This window comes from Niallia sp. XMNu-256, from assembly GCF_036670015.1.
Lineage (GTDB): Bacteria > Bacillota > Bacilli > Bacillales > Cytobacillaceae > Bacillus_BD.
In genome coordinates this window covers 3,851,489-3,865,025 of sequence record NZ_CP137636.1, presented here as the reverse complement: position 1 = coordinate 3,865,025, position 13,537 = coordinate 3,851,489, and the positions used below count along the sequence as shown (strand labels likewise).

Here is a 13,537-nt window from a genome sequence, read left to right as displayed (position 1 = left end):
ATTCTACTCATTTAAAAGTTCCACCTTTGTGACCGGGGATTTATCACAAAAGGATGAACGTAGTAAAGAAGCAATAGTTTCAGAAAATCTCTGTGATCAATAAAGTGTTTCCCTTTTTCATGTAGTTCATTTTCATCCCCAAACGACCAATAGAATTGAAAAGCTAATGAACACAACAATGATTAGATTTATTACGATAGCATAGTTGAAAATTCGATCTTTTCTCTTTAATATTCTCGCTAAAGCTATAATCTGAAAACTAAAGTCGTAAAGATAGTCGTCATTTATACTTGATTCATAAAATTTATATTTATTTTCCAGAGAGGATAGTAAAACACCTGGACTGAATTGATAGATATCCCCATAATGCAATAAGTTCTTAAAAGTAGGATAAGACGAACCTTTATTTTTTAACTTTTTGAACCTACGTGGTAAAAAAGAAATAAATAATATGATGATTGAAATCATCGTTGCAGTTGTACAAATAGTAAATAACCAAGGGGAAAGCTCAAACTCTTTAGGGAAAATAACCTCTTCATAGCTTATTAAACAAACAAGTAAAGTGCTGTTGAAGATAAGTAATGCAGCGTTTCTTGTATCAGCAAATTTAAGCCATTCTTTGAAATCATTGTATAAATCGTTAAGTGACTTTTCTATATCCAAATTATTCCTCTCCTAAAAAGGACTCTACCTTACCTGTATTCTATATTTTTTCGTGCCTGTCACCATTCGAAATGACCAGATTTGTAGGTTAATATTGGGTGCAGGTAGTGTCTGATAAATTTCATTTTACAAGAGTTTTTCGAAATAGTCTAACAGTTATTCAAGTCGGTAAAATCGAAAATGACTTACTATCTTATTTTAATCATAAATAAATAGTAAGTCATTTTAAAATGATTAATATCAATCGCTCAATTTTTTACAAATTAAGATATTTTGGGTTGACTTTCGAAGAATTCTCCCTATAATCCTCGTAGATGCTATGTTATTCTCAAGAGAATACAATGAACATAATTAACCGACAACTGGTTTTCTTGATAACCCGGTGGTTTAACTATATTTGATTTTCATATAAAATCCTGAAACATTATCGTTTTTTTCGACAACAAGTTCTATATTGACTTGGATTTTTACATTATTGAGAAAGAGATATTCCATTGCTTCTTCTTTTGTAAAGGGTAAGTAAATTTCGTTCGTCACATTAATGAGGTATTTATCTTTTTCTTTTTGTATCTCTGTTAGTTTCTCTCTAATTTCAGATTCGTTCATTTTGACCATTTTTACTTCACAATTTTTGACTCTGACAGATATGGTTCTGTTATCATATCCTAGCCAATAACGCTGATTTGCGATAATATATTTTTCTACAGCGTTAGTAAAATTGGTATAAGCTAGTTTTGATATATCATCTTCTTGATAGAGCTGTGGTGAATCGGGCGCGATTCCAGATATAAACACATTTATGTTGCTAACGTTAATTTTATTGATCCGTTCCACTAATTTTAATAAGTTATTGATTTTTTGAGGATGAGTATGTGGGATGGACTCATTGATAAAACCGTATTGAATAAGAGTATGGATTAGGTTCCGTTCAAAAGTATGTAATATTGTTTGTTTAAAGCTATCTATACTATAATTACGCTGGTTTGCGATAAATGTAACAGGTGTATTTATATTCTGTTCCAGCGTATGGTGTTTAACTTCTTCTGCTTCTTTCAGAACGATCATACCATCTAATATTGGACTAACCCTAAGTCCCTTTTCTATTTCAAATTTTAAGTTTTTGAGGTTTTCTTCGATTTGTTCCTCATTCTTGGAATCTTCCCTAACTTCCTTTAAGCGGAAGTATTTATACATTAACAGAGCTTCCTCCTTAAATCTTTTCATATCAGCATATATGTTCCTATCTTCATTACTGAAGGCTTCAACAAATTGTTTATACATGTATACTAAATTTTCGGAGAGCTGATTTTTGTTCAAGTAAGGATTAATGATGGAAAATAATTCCGCTTCGGTTAAAATATCTTGGGAAACACTTGTTAAATCTAAATCATTTATAATTGTCAAAAATAAGAAGTATTCCCTCACAACATTGTCCATCATCAGCCATTTAGAGTCACCATCTATAAGTTCCCACCGTTTCAATTCGAGTTTAATGGCCTTGTAATGCATCCAAAATTGATGGGTATCGTAAAACTCCAAACTATCAAGCAGTTGTTCTTTTAAATTTTCAAAAATAAGGATATACTCCCGCTTATCTATCTCTTCCATCCCTTCTTTGTACACAAGGTAATACAAATAGGCTGAAATCGTAAGGTAAACTTTAGTTACTACAGTAGAATCGAGATGGATCTTTTTCGCCCTAACCATTTCAAGAGCTCGTTTTAGACTTGACCTATCTTTTATCCGTATCATTATTAATAAGAGATTATTAAGTGTTCTAAAAATAATTATTTTAGTGTAATCCGCATTGTTATAGTACTCAAAACGGAATACATCTTCTAAGATTCGATCTAACAAATATTCCTTGTCATTCGATTCTAGTATTTTATTCTCATTAATTGAGGTATACATACTTTGAATGAAGGTTGGAATATTATTATCTACTAATACTTCATTATCATTCAATCCTGCATTTGAAACCATATGGTAGATTAATTGATCCCAATGAAGCTGCAAAAGTTGATTGAAGCGATATTCTCGCATTTGTTTTAATAACATATTAATAGAGTCTCCGAAGTACACAAATAAATTATCCTGTTTGCTTTTATTAATTATTTTATACACTTTAATGATAAGATCTATTGCTGTTTGCTCAAGTCCCCTATCAAGGAGCTGCTTACAAATCAAATCAAGATACAATAAAAGACTTTTATAAAGATTAGATTTATTAGGTTGAACGCTTTCCTCTAATATTTTTTCTAATATCTCGTACATTAAACTGATATTTTCCTCGAAAATATTAAGGTTCTGATTATCTATTTCATTAATTGTATCATTGAATAGCTGATTTAGTATTTTGTCCATTAGCTGTTTTCTCCTGAAGTTTTATATGTTTATTTTCCTCTTTAATTGATTGACTACAAATCAGTTTGATATAATTCTTTATTTCCTCGTTAACTTTGTCTTCGAATAGAGTCATTTTAATACTACAGTTCAGAATTCTAATAATAAAGTAAACCGCAATCGAGAATAAAAAGACGGATCCTCCAAGTGTATTCACAGCTACAAAAATGTACTGGATAAAAACTAATATGATACTTATGCTAATTTCCTCATGAAACTTTAATTGCATTTTCCCACGGTTAATATTTATCATAAAATCTAGTGTTTTAAATCCATACTTTTTCTCTTTATTTAATCCGGTTATCAGTGCAAGAATGGCAATGCTTGTCGTAGCTAGGCCAGCATGTACTTGCCATAACGTATTTATTAAAGTACTAACATCATCTTGTTTGATGGGAAAAATATTATAATTATCCGCAAGATTACTAATAATGAAACCTACTCCAATAAAAAGGAGAATAATAACAATTATTTTGAAAAGACTTTTCATAGACACACCCCAATTCTAAATTTAAACATTTTTAAATTATTAAATTTTAGTTCATTTGACTAATCGAAGTAACCTGAATTTTATCGAGCTGTGTAGATCATTAAATGTCAGTGGGAATTGCCATAGAAACGGGATGGAGTTATGTTTTGCTCCCACTGATAATAATATCAATATCAAATAATATTTAAAATATAAATTGTTTTCTCTTGAAAATCCAGGTAGGAATTACTGTCATAAGGGGGATCACCGTGACGCCGCGAATAAACAAAATGACCATTTCATGATGGAAATGGTCAAATAAGATTGCAGTTTATTTAAAAATTCTTTTTCGGCGATAGCCCCAAACCTTTATAAAAAGCTGGCCTTCTCGTGATTTAAACAATTTAATTCCCAAAAGTTTTAAAGGAGTTACGATTTCCTTCATTTCAATTAGAGGCATTCAGATCCACCCTCTTTATAGATTAGTTCATTTTTCACTGCTTTATTGATATTAATTATACATGGAAATCTATTCATTTTTAAACATAACAATTGAACAAAAAAGGAACTTTTCCCTAAATTTGTGACTTTTATCGCAGTTAGAAAGGATTGTAGTCCATCCTTATACTTGCATTAGATAGGGGCTAAAGAGGGGATTGAATTATTGGGGTAAGGTTAAAATTAACTTCCTTAAGTTTGTTGTCTGTCATTACCCAGCAAACCGAAGTTTGTCGAGCTTTGAAGATCATTCGTATCTTAGGAAATCTTGCTTTTCATAGGAACGGAAGTGGTGTTGTGTTTGCCACCAAAGATGATTTATACCGAAGTAGGTATTATTTAAAATACAAATAGGTCCTCCGGAATATCCAGATAGGACCTATGATATGGGAATCCCTTTAATCCGCAAATAAATGGATTGACTATTTCATGATCGAAATGGTCAAATAGGAATGCAGTTTAATAAAAGATTCTTTTTCGAGGATTGCTCCAAACCTTTATAAAAAGCTGGCCTTCTCGTGATTTAAACAATTTAATTCCTAAAAGTTTCAAAGGAGTTAAGATTTCCTTCATTTCAATTAGAGGCACACAGATCCCCCCTTTGTTCAATTAATAGATAGTTCATTTTTCACTATGCTTGTGTTGTTAATTATACAATGAAATCTATTTATTTAAAACAATATTAATTAAAAATACGGGAAATTTTTCCTGAATTCGAGACTTTTATCAGGGTTAATATTAATTAGGTATCATTCTTAAGGTTTGATACTAAAGGAGCGTCTGAATTATTGCGGGATAATCAGAACGTCCCTCTTATTTTATTTGGATATTGGAAGAAAGCCAGATTTTATCTAATTACAAACGACAAAGTTTAAAAGGGATGGGCAAGGGTAGGGGCCTAAATGGGTTCGGATTGAATATAAAGGAAAGTTAACATGATACTTAAAAGGGGACAGTTCATTCCAGTATCCTCTATGGTTCCCGGGCAAAGACACTTCAGGCTGCAAAACTAATAAAACTAAAAAAGAGGAGATCATTCGAACCAAGATGCGTAAGATACGCAATCCATAACGTATGAGAATTGAATTGTATTACTTTCAATTAGGAAAACTGTAATAGAAAAGAGCAAAAAAAGAAGAGGATCTTGGCTATAGCAGGCTAGATCCTATTCCTTTTCAATAAAGTTTTATAATATCAGCAATACGAAAAATGGGTTAATTATTGTCAACATCAGTCATTACCAAGTTTTTAAAAACTTCGATTGTTGTTGAGGGATAAATACCACGTCTAGAAAGAGTAAAACGGTTATCATCAGGATGAACCATTCCTTTATCATGTATGGTAAATGCCATAGGAACATTGAGTTCCTCTAATACTTTAATGGTCTCTTGATTAAATTCACCATAAGGGTATGCAAAAGCAGTATTATCGCCAATCATATCAATACTTCGTTGGATATCTTTCTTAATTGACTCGTTATCCTTTGAAACGAGGAATGCTAGGTCATTTTCATCCCTGGAGTGGAAATTATGAGTATGACTGGAATATGAAAATACATTATTTCCATCTATAATATCTTGTCTACTTAAATATTGGGTACTTCCAGGAATATATGTTTCTTGTTTATTTTCAATTTTATCGGTAATGAGAAATATGGTTGCTTTAAAATCATATTTATCCAGTATGAGATAGGCATTCGTGAAGTTATCTTTCCATCCATCATCAAAAGTTATTAATATACTATTTTTCGGAACATCGATTTTCCTATCCATAAATGCTTGGAACTCTTTTAGTGTTAATGTAACAAAGTTATTATCGTGAAGAAATTCCATTTGCTTTTCAAATTGCTCTAAAGTAACGATTGTACTTAACAACTTTCCTTTATTGTAGTGAATATCCTCTGAAAGATCTTCTTCAGCGATCACCTTGTGGTACATAAGAACGGGAATTTTTTCTGCCTTTTCATTCTCTTTTAGTGAATCAAATGTTCGAAGTCCATTATGATGATCTATTTCTAGTTCCTGGTCTCTGGCAAATACTATTTCATCGCTAACAATAGAATCAAAATTATTTATTATAAAATAAGATAAAATTCCAAAGTGAAAAATAAATAATGCTGTAAAGATAAAATTATAATGCTTTTTAACTTTCATTGTTTACTCCTAAACCACCTTTTGCCCGTCTTTATCATTATTAGAAAAAAGCTCGTTACTATAAGTTTGATAATTATTTCCTACGCGTTGCACCTTGTTCCAACTATCCTTATTTATGAAATAGCCTAAAGTACCGAGTACATTAAAAAGAATTCCTAGTAGTCTATACGTAACTATTTCAAATGGAATAAACAAACTAAGGCGGATTCGATCGAATCCTATTAACTTATATCCAAGTCGATCATTGATAATAAAAACGGCAATTCCTTGGAAGATTGCTAGACTAAAAGACATACAGAAAAGCGTAAGTGCTAAGTACAATCCACTTTCAGTAAAGAGAATGATAAATGGAATCATAGGTATGATAAAAGCAGTAATGGTCCCTAATAAAAGCGCATCAATAAGAAGGAAAATGGTTAGACTTAGATTAAACTTCATAGGTAAAGAGCGACCGTAAATCACAATGCAGTCAATAAATGCCTTTTGCCACCTAATGCGTTGCTTAAATAGGTCTCGCATCGTTTCGGGGCCTTCTGTATAGCAGACAGCTTCTGGAATAAATAATATTTTTTTATCTTTATATTTTGTTTTAACTAGTCGTTGTATTCGCATGGTGATATCCATATCTTCACCGACCGTTATACGGTAACCATTCACTTCAAATAAAGCACTTTTTCTAAAAACACCAAAAGCACCAGAGATGATAGCCAATGCATTAAATTTGGACTGAGTCGTTTTATATAAATAAAAATTAGCTAGGTATTGAACGAATTGGAATTTCAGTAGATTTTGAATTTTTAAATCCGGATTTGGATTCGTGTAATCGCCTTGAAAAGCTTGTCCAATATGGACCATTCCCCCAGCAGCAATTACTTTTTCATCATGAAAAACTGAATTAATGACTTGCAGCGAATTTACATCAAGTGTGCTATCTGCATCTAAGGTAATGATGTTTTCAAAAGTTGCAAATTCAATCCCTGCATTTAACGAATCCGCTTTACCGCCGTTAACCTTATCGATTACGAAAATGGTAGGGTATCTCTTTGATTGATATACCTTTTTTACTTCTTTATGTTCTAATTTATTTGCTTTTTCCTTTTTAATGATTTGTAAATCGAGTAAACCATGCAGTAAATCCATTGTTTTGTCAGTAGATCCATCATTAATAATAAAGGTTTCGTAGTTTTTATAGTCGACATGTAGAATGGCTCGAATACAATTCTTTAAAACTGTTTCCTCGTTAAATGCAGGAATAAGAATGGATATCCCTAGTTCCTTTTTCTTTTTTTGTTTAAATCTGCCGCCTTGTACAGTAAATAATGGAACGAAGATATAGAGAAATTGAAAGATAAAAAATACTATATACATAAATATTGTTAATGTTAAAACCATAATTGTTCTCCTAAAAAATATTTTAAACTAAAAAGCCAGTTCATTCGTCTTCATTCACTTTTTCATATACTTTTACAAAGTCTATATCGAAAGACGATGGAAAAGCGGTTAAATGATTAGGATCCCCTGGCCAATCCCCGCCAATTGCTAGATTTATAATTAAATACATCGGTTCATTCGGAACGCCGGATCGACTAACAAACCTCAATTGGTTATCAATATACCACCGGAGCTCATTCTCCTCCCATTCTAGAGCGTAATCATGAAATTCATTTATATTGTTTAAAATAAAAGAATCATGGGTGGTATTAAGGTTCCCAATCGTCCCTGTATGATGGACCATATAAACCTGTGATGGCTCGTTACCAATTGCCTCAAAAATATCAATTTCAGGTAAACCTTTCGTTTGGTCTACAGGCAGTAACCAGATTGCAGGGAAAAGTCCTTTTCCCGCAGGGTGTTTGGCCCTAATTTCTATTCGCCCGTACTCAATATGTTTTTTATTAAGTGTGTTAATTTGCCCAGAAGTATATGGATGTCCTTTATATAATTCTTTTTCACCAATAATATGCAAGGTTCCATCCATTACCTTCATGTTTTCCTTTTTATAATATTGAAGCTCGTTATTATAGTTATTGCCCTTATCTATGAAATTCCACTTTTTATCAGTTTGTTCCAAATTTTCAAACGTATCTTCCCATACTTTATTCCATTGGCCACTCTCCAACGTCTTGATCTCCTTTGTTAAGATGCTTGATGTTTCTACCTTTGTTTCTTGTTTTGTCCACTCTTTTAAATCATGACTTTCATCTAAATCCCTTTTTTCTTGTGAAAATTGACATCCTGATAAAACCAAACTTGGGAGACAAAAAAAGAATAAAAGTAGATTATGTCTCATCGAATAGATATTACCTCCTGTCCTAAGTTAATGGGAGATTAAGCTTTTATATGTATAAAGTACTTTATATACCTAGCACTATAGTAATATTGTTAATGACTATTATACTACGTTGTTGTTTTTAATTAAAATATATTGAATCGAGAATAACGAGGTAATGTTTTCCAGTTATGTAAATAATAGGGAAAAGGGCTTGTAGGGATAGGTTATCGCTTATTTTTAATAGAGTTCTCTTTTGAGAAAATGGGCAAGTATCTAAATAGGAATAAAGTCGATCGTCCATAAACAATGGGTATCATAAGGTAATAAGTTGGATGTTAGTGGTAAAGTAAGTCAAAAGCCCTTTAATAAATAAGATATTTAAAAGGGACATAAGGGAGGAAAATTGGCAATGGGCATCAAGTTTAGCCCATCGAGTTACAGACTATAAGACACTGATTCTCTTTATATTATTAGTCTGTTTGGAATATAGGTGCATGGTGTAAAGGATAATAATAATGTGGGAAGGTTTTTCCTTTCAGAAAATGTAAATAACCCCCAGCTACTTCATGTTATAAGATAGAGGTACCTGACGGAAAACTTCAATCTTATATTCCAAAATGGAGGATGAAGTAGAGGGGGTTAACAAATATAACAATCTTAATAATATACAAGGAAGGTTAGTCAATTTAGTTCTCAAAAGGTACTGATAGTAGCCATTGATACAGCTACTTTCATCCAAGAGGCTTTATTATGCAATTACTATCGAGATGTATTGGAGAACCCTTTTTTCTTTGGAATTAATCAAGAAGGATTGAAATGAGTACGTTCAAAAATAGATGAAGATCGTAGTGAGATTCAAGCGGAGCGAATCTTTAATGGAGTAGAATCAACAGCACATTAATTTAAAACTTGTTAAATAACAATACAAACTTATCGAAAAGGAGATTGAAAAGGGGCTTCTTCAAACCGATTGGAGGATCTTAGAAGCTTGGGTTCCTTTTATCTTATTGTTCATTTTATGGGCATAGTTCACTGTTTCTTTGTCTCCTCTTGAAAATACAAAGAGCAACTAAACTAGTAATACGTTTAGTTGCTGCACGTTTGGTTTTCCACTACCCATTACGATGAATGTCGCACGGTAATTCTCGGACCCTTATTGGTTATAAGTTAAGGTAATGTCTGCCATCACTGGGAAATGATCGCTTGGAAATTGTCCATGCTTCTGGTAGTTAACGATTTCAATTTCACTCGTTTTCATGTTTCCTTTTCCGAGAATCCAGTCAATACGCTTATGGGATCCTCCGCCAGTAGGATCCTTAAAGCCATTAAAGGTTCCTAAGTCTTCGTTGACTCTTGTCTGGGCTGTATCCCATAAATCATTAAATGCTCCATCACCTGTTAAAATTTGGTGTGGAAGACTATCCGGTTCAGCATTAAAGTCTCCTGTTAAAATAACCGGCAACTCTGGATCAAATTCATTCGTTACCTCAACAAGTAACTCTGAACTTTTTTCTCTTGCATTATCAGACTGATGATCAAAGTGTGTATTGACGAAGTAGAACTGTTGGTTGCTCTTTTTATCAAGAAACTTAGCCCAAGTCACCATTCTTGGAATATTGTTCCCCCATGTTTTAGAGCCAATGACTTCTGGTGTATCGGATAACCAAAAATGATCATACTCTAGCACAGTGTAATCTTTTTCGTTATAAAAGATAGCCGAGTATTCTCCGCGATTTCCACCTTCACGACCTAAACCAACCCAATTGTACTGCGGTAACACATTCTCTAAGTCCTGTAATTGTGAATATACGACTTCTTGTGTTCCAATAATATCGGGTTTCTCCATGTTAATCAGTCTTCTAATCGTAGGAACCCGTTCGTCCCATGTGTGTGGGGAAGGATCATTGTTATTTTTGTATCTTAGATTAAACGACATGGCTTTGACATCCACCGTCACTTGTGGACTTTTGTTTTCTGCAGCAAAACTAGTTAAAGCTCCCGACAACAAGCCGCTGACGAAAACCAGTAAACTGGCCGCCAATAAAAATAGGGGTTTCCATACTTTCTTCAATTCAATTCCTCCTTGTTATGTACAAATCGTTGACATTTAAAGGATACATTTCGAATGTTAATAAAATGTTATTAATAGATTTAATATTATTAAGGTGGATGTGATGAATAAAACATCATGATATCAGTAAATAGAAAGGATAAAGTAGGAGAAAAAGAAGAGGGGAATGTAAATGTATTTGGCACCTTTTTCCTGCGAAAATATATAATATTTTAAATGTTAGTAATATTTTTTACTATGTAGTAAAAAGATTGAGATATTTATTTTCATGCCTGTGACCACCCGAAACTACACGAAGTTTGTAGATCATTTAAATCTGTGAGGGAGTTGCCGTAGAACGGTATGGTGCCATGGTTTACCTCCGCAGATAACTTATATTAATACCAAAAAAATTTAAAATACAAATAGGTCCTCTGGAAAAATCCACGTAGGGCCTTTTGTCATATGGGGATCACCGTGACGCCACGAATAAACAGAATGACCATTTCATGATTGAAATGGTCAAAAAAGATTGCAGTCTATTAAAAAATTCTTTTTCGATGAGATCTCCAAACCTTTATAAAAAGCTGGCCTTCTCGTGATTTAAACAATTTAATTCCCAAAAGTTTCAGAGGAGTTACAATTTCCTTCATTTCAATTAGAGGCACACAGATCCCCCCTCTTTATAAAATTAATTATTTCACTTTTCACTGTTTTATATTATTAATTATACATTGAAACCTATCTATTTAATATACGATTGTTAAAAAATAGATAATTTTCCATAAATTTTGACTCTTGACAATGTTAGTATTGAGTAGGGCCATCCTTATATTTGAATTAGATGGGGTACCAAAGAGGGGGCTGAATTATTGAGGGGATGGTCGGAACGCCCCGCCTTAAATAGAAGGTTCATTATTGGCTAGTTACGAGTCCGCATAATATAGACGGCAGGAAGTGGATCTTCAATATCTATAAAGATTGGCAGCAACCGTTCTCGTTTTGGTCTGATGAAGGTAATGCGGAGTTTTCTTGTATGGAAGAAGCGGGGGATCTTATTTCTGCCAACTATAACTGGATGAAACTAATTAAAACGCAATGGTACACGGTCGATTAAGAAAGGTAAATTGAAATTGTCTATATGTAATATTTGTATATTCATATTTTACTATATTGAAACGTTAGTCATATTGTTGTAATATAGTAAACTATGGGCAAAGAGACCTATAAAACTAATAAATTGGAGGAGCGTACATAATGGGTTTATTATCAATCAAAACAGTTTTTGCAGGAACTGTTGCAACAGCAACAATAGCAGGGGGATTAACATTCGGGGGATCAAGCACGATTGATGCTTCTAAAGAACAATTACATGAATTAAAAGACAAAGTAGTACAATATGAAGTGTCCGAAGAATCTTTACTAGATAAAATTGAATTGGTTAAAACAAGTGCAGATGTTGAAATTGAAAAAGCTAACTCAATAATTGCAGACTTGAAAGCTCAATTGGAAGATGCTAATAGCCATGTTGTAGATTTAGAGGGGAGACTTTCTACTGCCAATAGTAGTATTGAAGATCTAAGCTCTCAAGTAGAACAGTTAAAAATTGAAAAAGCGATTTTAACCACTGAGGTTTCTGCTTTAGAAAAGAAAATATCAGAACTAGAATCCACTTCTGCTGCTGATAAAGAAACGATCGCAACTCTCCAAGCTGATTTAGATGCTAGGCAAACTGAATTAAATGAAGTCCAAAATCAATTACTAGAAGCTGATTTAATTACAGAGATTGCCGCTTTAGAAAAGCAACTCGAAGAATTCGGAAAATCTGCCGCTGTTGATCCAACAATTGTTGAGACTTTTCAAAACGACTTAGCTGCTAAACGAGCTGAATTAGAGGAAGTTCAAAGACAATTAGCTGCAACTGATGAGGATGATCAAGTAACAACGGCTAGTGCCAATTATTTAAATTTGGATAATAATGTAAAAGTGGCCAGTGCCAATTATTTAAATGAGGATAAGAAATTTACAGCAGCCAATGTCAATTATATAAATAATGATTATAATAGATTAAACAGGGAACACAGTCTGTTAGCAGCGGAAAACTTCGCACTTAATTCCGAAAACAAAGCTTGGAATGACGAAGCTGAAAGAGCAAATGCCGAAATTCAAAAAGCTAACGACAAAGTTGCCGAGTTAGAACCAGTATTGGAAGAAGTTAAAACTGCAACTGAAGACAAAAAACCTTTAACTCAATCTGAATTAGATGCGATTGATACGACTTTAGAACAATTGCAAGATTAATAAGACAAGAGACGTTTCTAACCTAAATATAAATGGGGAACGTCTCTTTTTTTTGTTTTTTTAACTGACATATTGCATAAGAAACATGGGGACGGTTCATATTAGCAGTAACTTTTTTTTATACATTATCAGGAGATACACAAGAAACAGGGCTCTTATCTTTTGAAGAGGCTTTTGAATTTGAAGCCATTATTCAAAATGAAGAAAATTTTCCACAGCTAAGTTCTCCGTTTGTATGGAATGCTGATAATGGAGATAATGATATTTCCTTTTATGTACTATCAGATTCAGGGGTAGAATCTCCCAATGGATTACTTAAGCCTACGTGGATCGGAATCACCACTTCAAATAAGCCAGGTGGCCAGTCTGACCCGAAGCTTCTAGTTGAAAAATTCGATGCTGAAACATTAACATTCGAAGGAACGATTGAAGATGCTCCGGATTATAGAAGCCAGTGGATTAATCAGCCATATACACTGAAAAAAATGGATAACAATCATATATTATTAACAGTTGGTGACGAAGAAATAAACATTCATAATGACGGAAAAGAAAATAATTAAGGGTTTATTACGCACTTTAGAACAGTAAAAAGGTCAGTATAATCAGTTAGCGGGCTCGGTTCAGAGATGCAATATTTGGGTACCTATTACGCCCGAAGCAACTGGAAGTTTGTTGTGTTATTTTAGAAGGCATTTGAAATAGAAGCGAACTTATCGGTTGTACAG

8 protein-coding genes are annotated in these 13,537 nt (G+C 33.0%); 1 reads left to right on the top strand and 7 read right to left on the bottom strand.

Features of this window, described 5'->3' with window-relative positions; translation table 11 throughout:
- Window positions 1-132: 132 nt before the first annotated feature.
- The 7 genes from R4Z10_RS19515 to R4Z10_RS19485 form a co-directional block, all read right to left on the bottom strand.
- Complete coding sequence (locus tag R4Z10_RS19515) at window positions 133-663, bottom strand: Pycsar system effector family protein (protein ID WP_338470934.1); 531 nt, start codon at window positions 661-663, stop codon at window positions 133-135.
- A gap of 387 nt (window positions 664-1,050) precedes the next feature.
- Window positions 1,051-3,027: a hypothetical protein gene (locus R4Z10_RS19510; RefSeq protein ID WP_338470933.1), complete on the bottom strand. Its 1,977-nt coding sequence runs from the start codon at window positions 3,025-3,027 to the stop codon at window positions 1,051-1,053.
- Window positions 2,996-3,556 carry a hypothetical protein gene (locus R4Z10_RS19505; RefSeq protein ID WP_338470932.1) on the bottom strand — a complete coding sequence of 187 codons (561 nt, stop codon included), beginning with the start codon at window positions 3,554-3,556 and terminating at the stop codon, window positions 2,996-2,998. The genes R4Z10_RS19510 and R4Z10_RS19505 overlap by 32 nt, the downstream gene beginning before the upstream one ends.
- Window positions 3,557-5,247: 1,691 nt before the next feature.
- Window positions 5,248-6,186 (bottom strand): polysaccharide deacetylase family protein, encoded by a 939-nt coding sequence (locus R4Z10_RS19500; RefSeq protein ID WP_338470931.1) that lies wholly within the window; start codon window positions 6,184-6,186, stop codon window positions 5,248-5,250.
- A 9-nt stretch (window positions 6,187-6,195) separates the two neighbouring features.
- Entirely contained in the window at window positions 6,196-7,578 is a 1,383-nt protein-coding gene (locus R4Z10_RS19495; protein WP_338470930.1) for a glycosyltransferase, read from the bottom strand.
- Window positions 7,579-7,618: 40 nt separating this feature from the next.
- On the bottom strand, window positions 7,619-8,476 hold the full coding sequence (locus tag R4Z10_RS19490; protein WP_338470929.1) for a glycoside hydrolase family 16 protein: 858 nt from the start codon (window positions 8,474-8,476) through the stop codon (window positions 7,619-7,621).
- Window positions 8,477-9,611: 1,135 nt separating this feature from the next.
- Window positions 9,612-10,529 carry an endonuclease/exonuclease/phosphatase family protein gene (locus tag R4Z10_RS19485; protein ID WP_338470928.1) on the bottom strand — a complete coding sequence of 306 codons (918 nt, stop codon included), beginning with the start codon at window positions 10,527-10,529 and terminating at the stop codon, window positions 9,612-9,614.
- 1,236 nt (window positions 10,530-11,765) lie between these two features.
- On the opposite strand from R4Z10_RS19485, the gene R4Z10_RS19480 reads away from it, so the two are divergent.
- Window positions 11,766-12,809: a hypothetical protein gene (locus R4Z10_RS19480; RefSeq protein ID WP_338470927.1), complete on the top strand. Its 1,044-nt coding sequence runs from the start codon at window positions 11,766-11,768 to the stop codon at window positions 12,807-12,809.
- Window positions 12,810-13,537 lie beyond the last annotated feature (728 nt).

Excerpts from the sequence above, each read along its gene's own strand:
- R4Z10_RS19480 (WP_338470927.1), top strand. The coding sequence starts at position 11,766 with ATGGGTTTATTATCAATCAAAACAGTTTTTGCAGGAACTGTTGCAACA.
- R4Z10_RS19490 (WP_338470929.1), bottom strand. The coding sequence starts at position 8,476 with ATGAGACATAATCTACTTTTATTCTTTTTTTGTCTCCCAAGTTTGGTT.
- R4Z10_RS19505 (WP_338470932.1), bottom strand. The coding sequence starts at position 3,556 with ATGAAAAGTCTTTTCAAAATAATTGTTATTATTCTCCTTTTTATTGGA.
- R4Z10_RS19510 (WP_338470933.1), bottom strand. The coding sequence starts at position 3,027 with ATGGACAAAATACTAAATCAGCTATTCAATGATACAATTAATGAAATA.
- R4Z10_RS19500 (WP_338470931.1), bottom strand. The coding sequence starts at position 6,186 with ATGAAAGTTAAAAAGCATTATAATTTTATCTTTACAGCATTATTTATT.
- R4Z10_RS19495 (WP_338470930.1), bottom strand. The coding sequence starts at position 7,578 with ATGGTTTTAACATTAACAATATTTATGTATATAGTATTTTTTATCTTT.